Genomic DNA, 17,095 nt, shown 5'->3' with positions numbered 1-17,095 from the left:
CCGCGCCCCCGCCAACAGCGGATAAACCCACAAAATACAGGGCCATAACGTGCCCCCACTCAAACCTGCCCCACCGCCCTCTTGGCCTTTTCCCTCGCCCCACACAGATTCATCTGACACCACCGCCGCCGACCATTCTTCGACGTATCAATAAACAACCAATCGCAATCCGGCGTAGCGCAAGCCTTCAACCGGACCAGATCGGGCGAAGTCAACAGCGCCGCCGCCTCGCTCGCCATACGGCCGACGAACCCGCTCGTCATATCCTCCAGCGTATTGCAGGAACGCCAGCGCCAGATGACCCCCAACGGCGTCGACACCAACAGCCGTTGAGCCGACGTGATCGCCAGCATATGGTTCAACTCGCCAAGCCTGTCCTGATCCACCGAATGCCCCAATGCAACAGGTAAAAACAACTGATAGAGCGACTCCCGACACGCGATCAATTGCTCGAACGCCGTCACCGTCTGCCAGGAAGCATCATGCACCAGTTGCAAAAGGTGTCCATGCTCCTCAGGCTCGATCAGTCCGGCACGCAGAAACCAGTGCACGATGTCTTCAAGGCTCGACAATTTGTCGACGACCTCCTGCAACGATGTCCCAGGGCGGCGACCGTTGCAGGTATTCACGTAATCGAGCACACCCATGCCGCCGATCAGGCGGATTGCGTTTATTTTCAATTGACCGATGGACATAGCCCGTCCCCAGCATTGATTTAACAACCAATGATGGCAGAGATACGCCAATTCGCATTGTTTTCAGATAACCGTAGCGAAAATGTCCTAACGATTCCGAGGCTATGCGCGCCGCGAGTGCCTCAGCCAGTCGTCGATCATGCCCACCGCATCGGCCACCGTCACCTGATCACTGCGAATATGCAGCTCGGGCCAGACAGGCGTCTCATAGGCCGAATCGATGCCGGTGAAGCCCTTGAGATCGCCTTGCCTCGCCCGGCTGTAAAGTCCCTTGGGGTCCCGCGCTTCGGCCACCGCCAGCGGGACATCGACAAAAACCTCCACGAATCGCTCGTTACCGATGATCGAACGAGCGCGATGGCGGGCAGCATGGGCGGGGGAAATCATTGCCACTATCACCGTCAACCCCGCATCCGCCATCAACGCCGCTACTTCCGCCACGCGCCGCACGTTTTCTTCGCGATCCTGCGCTGAAAATCCCAAGTCGCGGCACAGGCCGGTACGCACAGTGTCGCCGTCGAGAATGCAGGTATTCAGCCCACGGGCCTTGAGCACCGGATTGAGGCTGGCAGCGATGGTGGACTTTCCTGCCGCGGACAATCCTGTGAGCCAAACCACCTGGGGCGGCGGCCTCTGGACCACCGCGGTAGGATCAAGCCTGAAGGCAAAAGGCGGATGGGACAGTACCGCGCGTTGCTGCCGGATATTCATGACATGCCCTCCATGCGGCACTCAGGCAATGGCCTGGTGGATGATGAAATCGGCGCGCATCGGGTCGTAGATGCGCTTGAAGTCGCCAAAGGTTTGCGCCACCGAAAAACCCGCCGCCATCAGCTCGCTGCGCAGTTGAACCGGCAGCAGGGGAAATACCCGCAACTGGTAACGGGCGCCGTCCGCGAAGGTGTAGACGAACTGGCAGAGCGAATCATTTAACGCGCCTATGGTTACCTTGGCTGTCTTGCCGCAGTAGTAATACTGGCCCGTTGACGAAAAGTGTCCGGCGAGTATCGCGTGGAAATTGCGCTGATCGATCAGCAGCATCCCTCCGGGCTTGAGCAGGCGACGGAAACGCCGTAATGCCTCGACGCGCTGGTTTCGGTCGAACAGATGACACAACGAACTGCCCAGGCACAGCACAGCGTCGAACGGCCTGAGCTCATGTTTGAGTTGCAGACGGTCCAGATCAGCCCAGTCACTCTGGAACAGGCGGATGCCTACCCCCAGTCGTTCGAAATTCGCCCTGGCCCGCTCGACCATGGTCGGGCTGCCGTCACAGGCCGTGACATCGAAACCGGCCTTGCGCAGTTGTGCGGCATGGAAACCACTGCCCGTGGAAGCGTCGAAAATTCGGCAGGCGCCAGCCTCAAGCAACCGGTCGGTGAAGAAATGCCCCTCACCGGCGGCGCGCTTTTCCCAGTCAATCAGCTCGTCCCAGCGGCTGACGAACTCAGTATTGTATTGCCCGGCGTAATCTTCATCGGCCGGATCAGCTGGCGTGACGGTTGAAGATGGATTGCTGAGTAACATGGTTGTCCCCCTGATGACGAATGTGATCGGCGAATGCCTGGTATTTACGGCCCAGTTCATGGGCAAACCCGGCGGCATCCTGAACCTTCATTTCGGGCATGAAGAAACCCAGCAGCTTCTCCATGACGTTCATTTGCTCCCGCCCGAATCTCACGGTGCCGTCGGCCTGAATGGCCTGAATACCGTCCTGCCGCTGCCCGGCCTCGTTGAGCTGGATCGCCACGTCGCGCCGCACACCATAAGGAAGGCCAAGCAGCACGCGGCCCATCCCGACCTTCACCGGGTAACCGCCCGGCAAGCCGTCCGGGCCGGGCGCGTGCACATCGACTTCCGTCTCGGCGAATAGATTCTCGAGCACGGAAACCGCCGACATGGCGGTCAGGTATTGCCCGTCCACGCCGCCGAGCCGACGAAAGTGTTGGGCCACGCCGGCGAAAATGTCGCCGCACGTGTAGAAGTCCGTGCAATCGCGCCCATCGATCCAGTACGACAGGTGGAAATTCGCTTGCGCCGGCAGGCCGCGACGCGGCACGCAATGGCTGAAGAAATGCTGGCCGATCAGCTTGACCTGCACCCGCACCGGCTCACACCCCGCCAACCGCGCGATGGCGCTTCGGGTCGCCGGAACCAGATTCGCGATGTTGCCGACGCCCACGGTCGGGGCCATGCCGACCTTGTACAGAACGGCGTTGACCGCATCTGGGTAGGCCGCATTGACCACCAGCGTAGTGGCCCCGGAGTGGGTCTTCGGACCTGCCGGCACCTTCAGACCCGCCTGTACGACTGCACGCATTAACGCGTAGGCCGGCGCCAGATGCATCGGCAGCCAGGGGCCCAGTTGCGCCTCGTCCAGCGCCTCGAACGTCGTCTTGGGCAGTTGCGTGATGATGCGCCAGGACTGCAACGACGCGCAGTTGAGGATGATGTCCGGCTTGATCCGCGACAGGGTCTGAGCGTTGCTGTCGATGGACCGCTCGGTGAGGTCCATCTCCCAGCAATCGATCCGCGCCTGCACGTTCTGTTGCAGCGCAGCCAGGCGCAGCAGGTTGCACATTCGAGTGGCCTGTTCGAGGTTGCGACTGGCGACGTGAAACTCGAATTGATTGCGCGGCACGAGGATTTGCAGAACCTGCAGGCACAGGTTGCCGCCGCCGATGATGAGCAGTTTTTTTCGTTGCATGACATTTTTCCCTGGAAGTATTACGTGGACCGTGCCCTAGCGAGGGTAGGCACCGTTATCTACCGCAATAACTTTTCCGGTCAGATGACGACTTTGATCGGAGAGCAGAAACATGATCACGTCAGCGACGCCCTCGGGCCCGATCGGCTCGCTGATGATTTCCTGACGCTCGTATTCCTTGCGGCGATGCTCAGGAATACGGTCGTGGATCGACGTTTTACGGACCAGCGCTGGCGAGACCGCGTTCACCCTTACCCGTGGCGCGAAATTCCAGGCGTTGGCCTTGGTCAACCCAATGACCCCGGCTTTAGTCGCGCCGTACAGCGCATCCATGCTGCCGACTTCGCCAGCCACCGACGTGACGTTAATGATGCTGCGTGTGTGCATGGCCTCTTGTTCATGCAGGGCGAATTCTCTGGACAGGTAAACCAGGGATTTGAGGTTCACTGCCCAGATTTCCTCGATTTCCGCATCGCTGTAGTCGTAGACGCTTTTGCCGTGATACAGCCCGGCGTTATTCACCAATCCGTGCAGCGCAGGGTGATGGCTATAAAGGTCGCCGATGAATGAGGTGTAAATGTCGGGCCGCGAAAAATCGACCAGGTGACAGTCCAGTTGGTGAACGTGAATGCGTTGCTGCAGATCCTGTAGTCCGAACTTGTCCTTGTCCGCGGCGATGACGTAGTACCCGGCCTCGGCACAGGCGATGGCCGTAGCCTTGCCGATGCCATTGGCCGCGCCGGTAATGACGATTTTTTTCATGAATGCTCCTGCTGCGCGAATTGATTCATGCGCTCATAAAACGGCCGATGGACCTGGTAATAGGCCATCAAGTGGGGATGGGACTTGAGAGGCTGCTCATCGAATGTGTCCGGTGGCGCGACGATCCCTGTGCTGCATTCCGCCTCCTTGTGCCAGCTGCGCCAGGCCTTCCATTGTGCAGGGCATGAGGGTTCCCAACTCAGCGCCTGAGGCCGGAATTCCAGCTGCAGGTGATCGCAGAGCCGACTCACGGTTTCTTCCGGTCGCCGTGCCAGTTCGTCGCCATTGACGACGTAAGGGATCTTCCCGCTGAGCTTGGTAATCAGGCAGAAGATTTCGTACAGTGCCTGATGGCCGATGGCGTTGAGCGGCATCTGCTCGAACATGGCGAAGTGCGAAACGATGGCTCGGGCCGGTTCACGAATGATGAACACGCTCTGCTGCTCCAGAAGGAATTGAGGGTCGGCCTTAAGCTCATCCAGACAGTGGTAACACATGTCCTTGTGGAACACGTTTGAAGTCTGGAGAGTTGCGCGCAGCAAAGACTTCACGCCTTCGTAAGTGCGTGGCAGACCGCAATCCAGATCATCATGGGGAATGGCCGAGTGTTCATCGAAGGCCACACCAGCGAAGGGCTCGTGGAACACCTCGAAATCGCCGCGCTCGATGAACACGCGCTCAAGCACTGTGGAACGCGAGCGCGGATGAGCCCAAAGGGCAATCATGCGATTCATGACACGTGCTCCTTGGCGAACTGGCTCAAGGGCGGCAGGGACGAGAGATTCGCCCCGCCCGTCGAGCTTTTGACGAATCCCAGCAGCCGCTCATGCCCTGCCCGGGCGTCAAGGCTGGCCGTGACGAACGCCGCATGCGAGGCGAAGTCCGACGGCGCCAGATCACCTTGAAAATACGCCTGATTGAAATACGGGATCGCTGTCAGCCTGTTGAGCACGCGCTTGGGCATTTGCACCCAGCCACTGGCAGGTTTGATCGGCTGACCGTCCTGCTGGCGCCGTATCAAAAACTCGAAGAGCTGCGGCGTCAGCGTATACAAGGTGGTGTCGGCACCCGTGCGCTGAAGATGCCAGCAATGTTCGCGGCCGTGAGCATCGGTATCGATTTTCACGCTGCATAACAGCAATCGCACGGAGGTTTGACTACGCCGAAGCAATGCTTGCATGGCCTGATAGACGGCGATTTCCGCCCAGCGCCGGTCTGCGCCGGTCAGGTTGAGGCGCCGGTGAACGGCCTGCTCCGCGAACTCACTCTGGGCGCCCAGGCGGCCAATCATGAAACTGATGACATACCTGGCGCCCTCGGTATTGACTCCCTGGACCTGCGCGCGCAGTTGCCCGTCATGGATGGCCTTGAGGTAGGTCGCGGCCTGCGACACGGTGAAGCAGAAGGTGTTGTTGATCGAACAGCCCTGGGCCACCAGTTGCTCGATGGCCCGATAACCCTGCTCGCTGCCAGGCACTTTGATCATGAGGTTCGGTGCCAGGCTGGCCAGCTTCAGGCCCCGGGCGACCAGGGCGTCCTCCCCCATGTTTTCCCCGCCCTCGATCTGCGCCGACAACCAGCCATGCCGACCCTGCGATGAGACCCACAACGGGTGCAGCAGCCGCGCACCCTCGGCAATCATCTGATCGTAGACCTGACGCGCCTTGTCGTTATCCGAGAAGCCGAGTGGAAGCTGCGCGATATAACGACGCCATAACTGAGGAGTTTTCAATATGGCCTGGGTAACCAAACGCGGATTGGTAGTTGCCCCCGTTATGCCAAGAGGGCTATCGCAAAGATGACTGGAAAGGGAGTCAATGATATCTCCGTAATGACTGTGCATATTATTTTTAAAAGATGCATATACGCTCGGCGATGAATCCCACCACACTTCAGAGTCCATATTTTGTTGTTTTAAAAGGCGAACGAAATCCGGGACTTCCATATCAAGAGCCCTCTTTCTGATGTTTTCAGGGATAACGTGAAGGCCCCAGGAGGTTCTGGGCAAAATGCCAGCCCGATCAGGCTGATAGTCAGAGTATCTGAACCGTCGGGCTAAAGATGGATCCAACTGAATGCCCTGTCAAATCCGTTTTGATGGTTTTGTAATCACCAATAGATCTAACCAGCTAACCATCGATAATAAAAAAATCAATTTCACTCGTCGGCGGCGAAGTGATTCATTTGAATCTCCTCAAACAAGTGTAAACATCTCGATATTGATTAACTGATAACTGACAACATTATCCCTGGGGCGATATGGCATTACTGTTATGGGGTACCGCTGCTGCATTTATGAAAAATAATTTAATTACTGACACTGCGCGAAATAACTGAGCTTCTCGTGATATTACGGCGCTATTGCGACCCGGCAGTTGAAATGAGTAGCCCTTGAGATTTCCCGAAACCTGCGACAATGATCGCATTTATAACCGCCACGCCTTGATTAAACGGGCCGACAGAACAAAACCGAGGAGCCTGACCATGTACACAGCTGCAGACACTGAACGCTATAGCCCAAAAGCCCGCTGGATTCACTGGGTGATGGCGATGCTGATCGTACTGGCCTACGCGCTGATTCTCAGCCGCAGCCAATTCGCCAAAGGCACGGACCTGCGCACCTTTGTCGTGCAGACGCATTTCTGGGTGGGCATCGTGGTGCTGATCATGGCGTTCTTCCGGATTGCCGAGCGTCACCGGCATACGCCGCCCGGAATCACGCCTCGGCTCGAAGGGGCCTTGCGTCTGGCTGCCACGCTGTCGCATTACGCGTTGTACGCGTTTCTTTTCGTGCAGCCGCTGTTGGGGCTATTTACGGTGTTGCTGGAACGCGGCGCTTTGCCCATCCCATTGACATCCCTGGCCATCCCCGCGCCGTTCGCGATCTCCAAGGAAACAGCCGAAACACTGGAACACTTCCATGTGTTGCTGGGGACGATCTTCTACTACGTCATCGGCCTGCACGTCGTGGCTGCGATCTGGCATCACTTCGTGCGCAAGGATAATACGGTCCGGCGGATGGTGTAGATCACCCGCCACTCGCTCCCGCAGGGAGCATTGCCCGCATCACTTGCCCTGATCCACCGTCCCGTCCACCGGATCCGGGGGCACCGGGCCGTCCTGGCTGGTGTCGATACTGATCACCACCGACATGCCCGGCCGCAGACGGTCGACTTCGTCCTGATCGTTGTCCACGGTGATGCGCACCGGTATCCGTTGCGCGATCTTGACGAAGTTCCCGGTCGCGTTATCTGCCGGCAGGAGGCTGAACTCGGAGCCGGCGGCCGGTGAAATACGCTGCACCCGGCCACGCATCTTGCGGTTCTCCAGGGCATCGACGGTAAAACTGACCGGTTGCCCCAGACGCACATTGGCCATCTGGGTTTCCTTCATATTGGCGACGATCCAGCGCGGCCGTGGCACCAGCGCCATCAACTGCGCACCGGCGTTCACATAAGCCCCGAGGCGCGTGCCGATCTGCCCCAATTGGCCATCCCGTGGCGCAGTGATGCGGGTGTTGCTCAGGTCGATGCGCGCCAGTTCGATCGCCGCCTCTGCGTTCTTCACCGAGGCTTCCAGCGAACCACGGTTAACGATCACTGTCTGCAGATCCTGCCGGGAAATTTCCAGCGAGGCCTTGGCTTCCGCCAGCGCGGCACGGGCCTGCGCGTCGGCGGCGCGGGTGACGTCCAGTTCGCTCTTCGACACCGAGCCATCGGTCACCAACGCCTGGTTTCGGCGCAGGTCGGCTGCGGCCTTGTCGCTTTGCGCCTGAGCGTTGACCACCGCCGCCTGGCGCTGAACGATGGTCGCCTCGGCACTGCGGCGTTGCTGCAGATTGTTGTCCAGGGAAGCCTTTTGAATGCCCAACTGCGCCAGCCCTTGATCCAGACGCTGCTGATAGATGCGGTCATCGATGCGCACGAGCAGGTCGCCCTGCTTGACCCACTGAAAATCCTGCACCGGCACTTCATAGACATAGCCGCTCAATTGCGGCCCGATCATCGTGGTCTGGCCCCGGATCTGGGCATTCTCGGTGCTTTCGATGGGGCTACTGAACGGTGGCAACTGCCAGGCATACAGCACGATCAGCACCCCGGCGAGCGCCACGCCGCCAAACAGAATCGACGAAACGAGGCGGATTCGCGCCGAGCGCGGTTGCGTGGTGGCTGGCATCACCGCCGGTGCCGGGGCGGGGCCTGATGCCTGAGGTGCAGACGAACTGCCTGAAGGTTTTTCGGGTTCTGTCATGAAGGTTGAGCGCCAGAAGGTTGAACGGAGGTTGCAGCCGCTGCGATCGGGGTGAACGGCGCGACCGGCTCGGTGGTAATCCACAGCCAGGTCGCACGTCCGGTGATCCAGATCGCGGTGAGGATCGCGATCAGCGCAATGAGCATGAACACGTCGTTATACGCCAGTGTGTTGGCCTCACGGGTGGCCGCGGTGGCCAGCGCACGAATACCCTGACTGGTGCGTGCCGAGGGGTCGGCAATCGCCGAAATGTACGCCCCGCTTGAGCTTTGCAGACGCGATTGCACTTGCGGGTCGAGCAATGTCACATGCTCGACGATATGCGCGGAGTGGAATTTCTCACGCCAGACCTGAAAGGTGCCCAACAGGGCCGAACCCAAGAGGCTGCCGACGTTCTGGCAGATCCCGAACATCACCGAAAAGCTCACGAGGTTGCGCGGGTTGCCGATGACCCCGCTGACGCCCAGGACCAGCGTCGGGCCGAGGAAGAAGGTGCCGCCGAACGCCAGCAGGAACTGGCTGAAATACATCTGCGGCCCGCGGGTCAGGCTGGTGGAGAAACTGTCCATGATTGAGCCGATAGCCATGAGCGCGAGCGAGATGATCAGCGGCTTGAAAAGGTGCTGCGGGTTGATGGTCATGGCGCTGACCGCCAGCCCGGCGACGCTGCCCAGCAGCATGAAGAAATAAAGCGTGTGCAGTTGCTCGGTGCCCTGGTTCATGCCTTGCAGAAAACCTACCGCCCCTGTGGACTGTTCCGACAACACCACGCGGGTCAGCAGCACGCCCAGCGCGAAACGGATCATCCGCCCGCTGCCCAGCCAGCGCGTGATCAGTAACGGGCGCGTGCGGTTATGTTCGATGCATAGCCCGGCGAGAATCGTCGCCACCGAGAACGCCAGCGCCAGGCCGATCCACGGCGCCTCCATCCACCATTCGATACGGCCCAGCGACAGCACCGCACACAAGGCGGCAAACCCGGACGCGAGCAAGGCGAAGGTCAGGAAGTCGAGTTTCTCGAAGGCCTTGAACCGATCGCCCGGCGGCAGTTTGAGGATCAGCACGCAACCCAGTGCCAGCAGGCACATGCCCAGTTCGAACAGATACAGCCCGCGCCACTCGGCGATCTGCAGCAGGTCTTCGGAAACCAGTCGAGCCAGGGGCGTGGCCAGTTGCGCGGTCCCCAGGCCCAGCACCAACGACTTCATCCGCCATTTTTGCGGGAAAGCCTGGATCATGTAATACAGCCCCAGCGAGCTCAGTGCCGCGCCGACCATGCCGTGGGCAGCACGCACGGCGACGGCGGATTCGATGTCGTTGACGAACAGGTGTGCGAAGGTCACCAGCGCGTAAAGCACCAGAAAGACTTCGGTAAAGGCACGCAAGCCGAACTGCTGACGAAATTTCACCAGCAGCAGGTTCATCGAGACGTTGGTCATCACGTAGGCCGCGGGCAGCCAGGCAATTTCGGCCTGGGTCGCGCCCAGAGAACCTTGCAGGTATTGCAGGTTGGCAACCACCAACGCGTTCCCCAACCCGCCGGTCAACGCCACGATAATGCCGACGATGGCGTACGCAAGACGTTTGGGCGTCGTATGCAGCGGGGTGGAGGGCGACCCCGGCAGCGACGGCCGCTCGTGGGGAGCCCAGTCATGGGGTTTGTACTTATCGTTCATCGAGCAGACCTGGTGGATGCTGTGCTGAGACCATGAGCAGAACGATATTACTCACTGGCGGATTGTGCCATGCGGCGATGAGGCTTTTTTTGGAATGAGCGCGGAGGACGTCGAGACGGGCTCAAACGTCGAAAACCAACGGTGTGGGACGAAGAATCTGTAGCAGTCCGGCTTGTCGGCGCAGCGGTTGCGCGTTCGTCACCGCCTGAAAGCCGGCCTGCTACAGAGGATCGGACAGGACGAGGCAACGCGCTTTACCCAATCATCCGCAACCCCGCCTGCTGCTCAAGCTTGACATCTACCGCATGAATGCTCGCTTCTACCGCATGAATGCTCGCTTCGCGAAACTTGAGCATGCTGCCGTTGCGGCCGTTGAACACGGCGTTGATCTCCGACAGGATCGACAACGCGACGCTGTCCGGGGTGTCGCCGCCCAGATCGAGGCCAACCGGGTAATGCAGGCGGCTCAGCGCCGGGGCCTCGCGGTCTTGGGCGGGCAGTTCGTCAAGCAGGCGTTCGGTGCGACTGCGCGGCCCTAGCTGGCCAATGTAAGCCGGGGCGCATTGCAGCACCTGCCCCAGCCAATGGCGATCCTGAGTCAAGCTGTGGGTCATCACTACCACCGCGGCATCGGCCGCCATCGCCGCGAGCTCGGGCAACGGCTCCAATGGCGCGGCCAAGACCCGATCTGCCTCCGGAAAGCGCTGGGCGCGGGCGAAATGCGGGCGGGCGTCGATCAGGGTGATGTGCCAGCCCTGCAGCCGCGCCATACTGACCAGCGGCGAAGCATCGTGACCGGCACCAAAAATGACCAGCCGACGCGGCGCCGGCACGTACTCCAACAGCACTTCTATATCCCCACCCGCCCCTTCATAGGTGCGAGTGGCGGAACGCCGGCCATCGAGCACAGCGCGCAAGTCTTCAGCGATCATTCGCGCCAGCCAGCGTTCGCGCATCTGTGTGCGCAGCCCACTTGATGGGCCTAGCACCACCCGCTCGCCAATCGCCACCTGACGCTCGTCGTGGGAGCCGATCACCGTCGCCAGCGCCGCGCCCTCCCCGCGTGCCCTGACGTCTCGCAACACATCCACCACCAGACTGGCCGACTCCGAAACGGCGGCCTGGGGCTGAATTCGCTCAAACAGGATGTGCACCGTGCCGTTGCAGCCCAGACCGAAACTCAATTCGGCCTCTTCCAGTTCGTCGTCGTCCTCACCGGTGCTGTAACTGCGAATCGTCGGCTTGCCGTTGGCGGTCAACCACCAGGCTTTCTTGCTGACGTCGCTTTCCAGGCAGCCGCCGCTGACTGTGCCGGTCGAGTCACCCAACTGAGCGATGACCATGCGCGCGCCAGGACGCCGATAGGCCGATCCTTCGACCTTGACCACGGTGGCGATCACCACTTCCTGTTGCCCGGCCTGCGCCTGATCGAGCGCCTCGAGCAGACTGGATAGATCATTCATGTGCTTCTCCCACCTGATCATGAACCCCATCCCTGACGGGATGTGTGGTGCACGAGCGTTTCAAAGGCGCCCGACAGCGCCCATGACCTGAATATCGATGTCATTACGTGCTGACTGCCGAGGCTGCATCTGGTTCCGAAAACCGCATCCTTGTGGGCCGACCCGGCGCCAAAAAAAGGTGAACTCGGACCAGACTCCGGTCTAGCGCTGTAGACCACGACTACACTTGCTCCCCTTCGTCGCTGTCCGATTGCCCGACGCCGGGCGCCTTGGCTTACCGACTTCCCGGTTCAACAGGAGTCATCATCTTGAAAATTCCAGATCCCGATCATTCCATCACCATTACCCCGCTCAAAGGCCGTGTGCGCGTTGCGTTCAAAGGCGTGCCTGTGGCGCAAAGCGACCACGCGCTGGAGCTGAAGGAAGCACAATACCCTTCGGTCATTTATGTGCCCCGTTCGGATATTTCGATTGAACATTACGTTAGAACCGAACATCGAACGCATTGCCCGTACAAGGGCGAAGCCCGTTATTTCACTCTCAGCGCCAATGGCGAGACGGCTGCCAACGCTGTGTGGAGCTATGAACAAGCCCATCCATCGGTGAGGCAAATCGAAGGTCATGTCGCGTTCTATCCTGACAAGGTCACTCTGACAATTGACTGAGGCCGGTGGTGGCCGGTGTTACCGCTGCATCGTTCGAACGCTTTCGCTGCATAAAGGCCGGGCCGCTACCTTTTCAGGGGCGGCCCGGTCATGAGAAGAGCCGTACCGCCTGGCTGCATCGCATCAGCCTACCGGGCGTCGGCAAGATCCGGAGAAGACCCGATGACGCGTCACTCACGCCAGCTACGCGAAACACCTGTCACTGCCACCTTGTGCAAACGCTATCAGAGCGCGCGCAGTCACACCGAACAGCTGGCCGCTCCGCTGAGCCCCGAGGACATGGTGGTACAGTCGATGCCCGACGCCAGCCCGGCGAAGTGGCACATGGCGCATACCACCTGGTTCTTCGAAACCTTCCTGCTGACGCCCAATGTTCCCGATTACAAGCCTTTCAACCCTACGTTCGCCTACCTCTTCAATTCCTATTACGAAGCTGTCGGGCCACGCCATCCGCGTCCGCAACGCGGCCTGATGACCCGGCCGGGCGTCGATGAGGTCCGGGCCTATCGCAAATATGTCGATGAGCACATGGCGACGCTGCTCATGACCCCGCTATCCGACGAAATGTCGAGCTTGATCGAACTGGGCCTGGCCCATGAGGAGCAGCATCAGGAGCTGCTGTTGATGGACATCCTGCACCTGTTCAGCCTGTCCTCGCTCAAGCCTGCCTATAACCCCAACTGGCCGAAAGACGCTGCGGGTCGTCGCGGGCAATTCAAGCCGCTGAGCGCGGGGCTTACCCAGATCGGTCATGGCGGCAATGGATTTGCGTTCGACCACGAAGGTCCGCGTCATACCACTTATCTGCAGTCCTTCGAAATCAGCGATCGGCTGGTCACCAATGGCGAGTGGCTGAGCTTCATTGCCGATGGCGGTTATCACACGGCCGGACTGTGGCTCTCCGAGGGCTGGACTCTGCTTCAGGAACAGGGCTGGAACTCGCCGCTGTATTGGCAGCACGACGAGAATGGCTGGAAACGCATGAGCCTGCGCGGCCTTGAGGACATTGATCCCGCCGCGCCTGTCACCCACATCAGCTACTACGAAGCCGCAGCTTTCGCCCTATGGGCCGATGCACGGCTGCCCACCGAAGCGGAATGGGAGGCGGCCGCTCGCGCCGGGCTGCTGGAGCAGGTCGACGATGTGGCCTGGCAGTGGACCCAGAGTGCCTACAGCGCTTACCCCGGTTTCAAACCTTCGGCCGGCGCCGTGGGTGAGTACAACGGCAAGTTCATGGTCAACCAGATGGTGCTGCGTGGCGGCGCCAGTGTGACCTCGCCCGATCATTGCCGCCTGACCTATCGCAACTTCTTCCCGACCGACAAACGCTGGATGGTTGCCGGGTTGCGTCTGGCTCGCGACAGCCGCCAGCCAGGAGTGGTCAATCCCCAGGACAGCGAATTCGCCCGCGATGTGGTCGCCGGGCTCTCCGCGCCGAGCAAGAGCTTATCGCCGAAGTATTTTTACGATGCTGCCGGCTCCGACCTGTTCGAAGCCATTTGCGAGACGCCGGAGTATTACCCGACCAACGCTGAAACCGGGCTGCTGAGGGACATCGCCGCGCAGATTGCAGCGTCCATTCCTCAAGATGCGGCGTTGGTGGAATTTGGCAGCGGCGCCAGCGATAAGACTCGACTGGTGCTGGATGCTGCGCCGCATATCGCGGTCTACGTGCCTATCGACATCAGCGCCACGGCGTTGAACAAGGCGGCGAAATCACTGCGTCAGCGGTATCCCAAGCTGGTCGTGGCGCCCCAGGTGGATGACTTCACCCGCGTTCTGACCCTGCCCGAGCAAGCCAGCGGCCACACTCCCGTCGGCTTCTTCCCCGGCTCGACCATTGGCAATTTCACCCATGACGAAGCGGCGCGGTTTCTGCGCGCCGCTCACGATGTGCTGGGCAAGAACGCCCAGTTCATCGTCGGGGTGGACATGGTCAAGGCGGCCCAGACCCTGGTGGCGGCTTACGACGATGCCGAAGGCGTGACGGCGCGTTTCAACAAGAACCTGCTGACCCGCATCAACCGCGAGCTGAGCGCCAACTTCAACGTCGATGCGTTCAGCCATCTGGCGGTCTGGAATGCCGAGCAGTCGCGTATGGAGATGCATCTGGTCAGCCAGGTCGAGCAGGTGGTGAATGTCGCGGGTAACCCATTCCATTTCGCTGCCGGCGAGCGGCTGCACACGGAAAACTCCCACAAGTTCACGGTGCAATCGTTCACCGATCTGGCGGCCGATGCCGGATGGTCGGTGAGCCAATACTGGGTCAGCGATGCACCTGAAGTGGCGTTATTCAGCTTGCAGGCGTGATCGCAGGTAGACCTCCAGGAGCGCGCCTGGTCTGGACCGCATCCGGACGAAAGCGTCGGCTCGGTCACCTGATTGGGTGACTGAGCCCCTGCAATCGCGGGCAAGTGCGCCCCTACAAGCTGATGCAATTCATATCAGCGGGCCAATGAGGATCGCCGGTCCCCATGCAAACTTGCACGCCCGCCCTGCACGATTCTTCATTGTCATTTGCAAAATCGCGCTGTTAGCATCCCAGCTGATCCTCACGGAGCGCGGCTTTTTTTTGGCCGCCTGAACGAGTACAGAAGAAAAATACAGGGAGTCAGCGATGACGGCACAGGTAGCATCGGCCAGGTCTTCAGGTCAGAAATCGGCCTGCGACACCGTTCTGTCCGAAGTACGTAATCACATTGGCCACATCACCCTCAATCGCCCGCAAGGGTTGAACGCCATCGATCTGGGCATGGTTCGCCAGCTGCAGCATCAGCTCGATGCCTGGGCGACGGACGACCAGGTTTACGCCGTGGTCCTGCGTGGCGCCGGACAGAAGGCTTTCTGCGCGGGCGGCGACATCCGTTCGCTGTACGACAGTTTCAAGAGTGAGCAAACCCACCATCAGGACTTCTTCGTCGAAGAGTACGCCCTGGACCTCACCCTCCATCATTACCGCAAACCCGTCGTCGCGCTGATGGACGGCTTCGTGCTGGGCGGTGGCATGGGCCTGGCGCAAGGCGTGGACCTGCGGGTGGTCACCGAGCGTAGCCGTCTGGCGATGCCGGAAGTGGCCATCGGTTATTTCCCTGACGTGGGCGGCAGTTATTTCCTGCCACGGTTGCCGGGCGAGCTGGGCATTTATCTGGGCGTGACCGGCGTGCAGATCCAGGCTGCCGATGCGCTCTACTGCGGCCTGGCGGACTGGTACCTGCAAAGCGGGCGGCTGGACGATCTGGACCGTCAGTTCGATTCGATGAAATGGACCCTCACGCCGCTCAAGGATCTGCAGGGTGTGCTGGCCAGAATCGCCGTGCAGCAATTGCCCGATCCGCCCCTCGAGCGACTGCGGCCAGCCATCGATCACTTCTTTGCCCTGCCCGATATTCCGAGCATCATCGAGCAGTTGTTGGAGGTGACGGTCATTGATACCCACAGCTGGGCCGTCGACACCGCCAATCTGATGAAAACCCGTTCGCCACTGGCAATGGCCGTGACTCTGGAGATGTTGCGCCGGGGTCGCCATATGCCGCTGGAAGCCTGTTTCGATCTGGAACTGCATCTGGATCGCCAGTGGTTCGAACGGGGTGACCTGATCGAAGGCGTGCGCGCCTTGATCGTAGACAAAGACAAGAAACCGCAATGGAACCCCTCCACTGTCGAGGCACTGGATGCCGAGCACGTGGCGAGTTTTTTCAGCGGTCATGAGGCGTGACCTATGCAAGACCTTGAACTGACCGAAGAACAGATCATGATCCGCGACATGGCCCGGGAGTTCGCACGCAATGAAATCGCGCCCAATGCCCGCGCATGGGAACAGGCCGCCTGGATCGACGATGGCCTGGTCGACAAGCTCGGCGAACTGGGCCTGTTAGGCATGATCGTCCCCGAACAATGGGGCGGCACTTACATCGATTACGTGGCCTATGCGCTGGCGGTCGAAGAAATCTCCGCGGGCGATGCCGCCACCGGCACGCTGATGAGCGTGCACAGTTCGGTGGGCTGCGGCCCGATACTGAACTACGGCAGCGAAGACCAGAAACAACAATGGCTGGAAAAACTTGCCAGCGGCAAGGCCATCGGCTGCTTCTGCCTGACCGAACCGCAGGCCGGTTCCGAAGCCCACAACCTGCGCACCCGCGCCGAACTCAAGAACGGCGAATGGGTGCTCAACGGCGCCAAGCAGTTCGTCAGCAACGGCAAGCGCGCGCAGCTGGCGATCGTCTTCGCCGTCACCGATCCGGAACTGGGCAAGAAAGGTCTCTCGGCGTTTCTGGTGCCCACCGACAACCCCGGCTATCGCGTCGATCGGATGGAACACAAGATGGGCATTCGGGCTTCGGATACCTGCGCGGTGACCTTGAGCGATTGCCGCATTCCCGAGGCCAACCTGCTGGGTGAGCGCGGCAGAGGTCTGGCCATCGCGCTCTCCAATCTTGAAGGCGGTCGCATCGGCATTGCCGCACAAGCCCTGGGCATCGCCCGCGCCGCATTCGAGGCGGCATTGATCTATGCGCGCGAGCGCGTGCAGTTCGACAAGCCGATCATCGAACACCAGAGCGTCTCCAATCTACTGGCCGACATGCATACCCGCATCAATGCGTCGCGCTTGATGGTCCTGCACGCCGCGCGGTTGCGCACGGCGGGCAAGCCCTGTTTGTCGGAAGCCTCCCAGGCCAAGCTGTTCGCTTCTGAAATGGCCGAGTGGGTCTGCTCCAAGGCGGTGCAGATCCACGGCGGCTATGGCTATCTGGAAGACTACCCGGTCGAGAAGTATTACCGGGACGCGCGCATCACCCAGATCTACGAAGGCTCCAGCGAAATCCAGCGTCTGCTGATCGCCCGCGAACTGCGACACTACGCCCTGTAGCCTCAC

The 17,095-nt window shown here is 60.3% G+C and carries 15 protein-coding genes; 5 read left to right on the top strand and 10 right to left on the bottom strand.

What is annotated here, in order from left to right; genetic code table 11:
* Nucleotides 1-59: 59 nt before the first annotated feature.
* The 7 genes from CE491_RS29640 to CE491_RS29610 form a co-directional block, all read right to left on the bottom strand.
* The gene (locus tag CE491_RS29640; RefSeq protein ID WP_110951860.1) at nucleotides 60-695 is read right to left on the bottom strand and encodes a CGNR zinc finger domain-containing protein; all 636 of its coding nucleotides are present in this window, start codon (nucleotides 693-695) and stop codon (nucleotides 60-62) included.
* A 102-nt stretch (nucleotides 696-797) separates the two neighbouring features.
* Nucleotides 798-1,406 (bottom strand): adenylyl-sulfate kinase, encoded by a 609-nt coding sequence (cysC, locus tag CE491_RS29635; protein ID WP_110951859.1) that lies wholly within the window; start codon nucleotides 1,404-1,406, stop codon nucleotides 798-800.
* Nucleotides 1,407-1,427: 21 nt separating this feature from the next.
* Nucleotides 1,428-2,222: a class I SAM-dependent methyltransferase gene (locus CE491_RS29630; protein WP_110951858.1), complete on the bottom strand. Its 795-nt coding sequence runs from the start codon at nucleotides 2,220-2,222 to the stop codon at nucleotides 1,428-1,430.
* Complete coding sequence (locus tag CE491_RS29625) at nucleotides 2,182-3,402, bottom strand: hypothetical protein (RefSeq protein ID WP_110951857.1); 1,221 nt, start codon at nucleotides 3,400-3,402, stop codon at nucleotides 2,182-2,184. The genes CE491_RS29630 and CE491_RS29625 overlap by 41 nt, the downstream gene beginning before the upstream one ends.
* Nucleotides 3,403-3,438: 36 nt before the next feature.
* Nucleotides 3,439-4,164 (bottom strand): SDR family NAD(P)-dependent oxidoreductase, encoded by a 726-nt coding sequence (locus CE491_RS29620; protein ID WP_110951856.1) that lies wholly within the window; start codon nucleotides 4,162-4,164, stop codon nucleotides 3,439-3,441.
* On the bottom strand, nucleotides 4,161-4,898 hold the full coding sequence (locus tag CE491_RS29615) for a sulfotransferase-like domain-containing protein (protein WP_110951855.1): 738 nt from the start codon (nucleotides 4,896-4,898) through the stop codon (nucleotides 4,161-4,163). The genes CE491_RS29620 and CE491_RS29615 overlap by 4 nt, the downstream gene beginning before the upstream one ends.
* A complete protein-coding gene (locus CE491_RS29610) occupies nucleotides 4,895-6,109 on the bottom strand; it encodes a transaldolase family protein (RefSeq protein WP_110951854.1) in 1,215 nt (404 codons plus the stop codon). Before CE491_RS29610 ends, CE491_RS29615 begins: the two co-directional genes overlap by 4 nt.
* Nucleotides 6,110-6,648: 539 nt before the next feature.
* Between CE491_RS29610 and CE491_RS29605 the strand changes: the two genes are divergently transcribed.
* Nucleotides 6,649-7,191 carry a cytochrome b gene (locus tag CE491_RS29605; RefSeq protein ID WP_110951853.1) on the top strand — a complete coding sequence of 181 codons (543 nt, stop codon included), beginning with the start codon at nucleotides 6,649-6,651 and terminating at the stop codon, nucleotides 7,189-7,191.
* A gap of 39 nt (nucleotides 7,192-7,230) precedes the next feature.
* Here the strand turns inward: CE491_RS29605 and CE491_RS29600 are convergent, their stop codons facing one another.
* The 3 genes from CE491_RS29600 to CE491_RS29590 form a co-directional block, all read right to left on the bottom strand.
* Nucleotides 7,231-8,415 (bottom strand): HlyD family secretion protein, encoded by a 1,185-nt coding sequence (locus tag CE491_RS29600; RefSeq protein ID WP_110951852.1) that lies wholly within the window; start codon nucleotides 8,413-8,415, stop codon nucleotides 7,231-7,233.
* Complete coding sequence (locus CE491_RS29595) at nucleotides 8,412-10,091, bottom strand: MFS transporter (protein ID WP_110951851.1); 1,680 nt, start codon at nucleotides 10,089-10,091, stop codon at nucleotides 8,412-8,414. Before CE491_RS29595 ends, CE491_RS29600 begins: the two co-directional genes overlap by 4 nt.
* A 254-nt stretch (nucleotides 10,092-10,345) precedes the next feature.
* Nucleotides 10,346-11,554 carry an XdhC family protein gene (locus CE491_RS29590; RefSeq protein ID WP_110951850.1) on the bottom strand — a complete coding sequence of 403 codons (1,209 nt, stop codon included), beginning with the start codon at nucleotides 11,552-11,554 and terminating at the stop codon, nucleotides 10,346-10,348.
* A gap of 308 nt (nucleotides 11,555-11,862) precedes the next feature.
* Here CE491_RS29590 and CE491_RS29585 point away from each other — a divergent pair, with 308 nt between their 5' ends.
* The 4 genes from CE491_RS29585 (at nucleotide 11,863) to CE491_RS29570 (ending at nucleotide 17,089) form a co-directional block, all read left to right on the top strand.
* Complete coding sequence (locus CE491_RS29585; protein ID WP_110951849.1) at nucleotides 11,863-12,219, top strand: DUF427 domain-containing protein; 357 nt, start codon at nucleotides 11,863-11,865, stop codon at nucleotides 12,217-12,219.
* Between the two features lie 162 nt (nucleotides 12,220-12,381).
* On the top strand, nucleotides 12,382-14,529 hold the full coding sequence (gene egtB, locus CE491_RS29580; protein WP_110951848.1) for an ergothioneine biosynthesis protein EgtB: 2,148 nt from the start codon (nucleotides 12,382-12,384) through the stop codon (nucleotides 14,527-14,529).
* Nucleotides 14,530-14,836: 307 nt separating this feature from the next.
* On the top strand, nucleotides 14,837-15,934 hold the full coding sequence (locus CE491_RS29575) for an enoyl-CoA hydratase/isomerase family protein (protein ID WP_110951847.1): 1,098 nt from the start codon (nucleotides 14,837-14,839) through the stop codon (nucleotides 15,932-15,934).
* Nucleotides 15,935-15,937: 3 nt separating this feature from the next.
* Entirely contained in the window at nucleotides 15,938-17,089 is a 1,152-nt protein-coding gene (locus CE491_RS29570) for an acyl-CoA dehydrogenase family protein (protein ID WP_110951846.1), read from the top strand.
* Nucleotides 17,090-17,095 lie beyond the last annotated feature (6 nt).

The sequence above is a fragment of the Pseudomonas bohemica genome (genome assembly GCF_002934685.1).
Taxonomy (GTDB): domain Bacteria; phylum Pseudomonadota; class Gammaproteobacteria; order Pseudomonadales; family Pseudomonadaceae; genus Aquipseudomonas; species Aquipseudomonas bohemica.
This window is presented reverse-complemented; position numbering and strand designations above follow the sequence as displayed.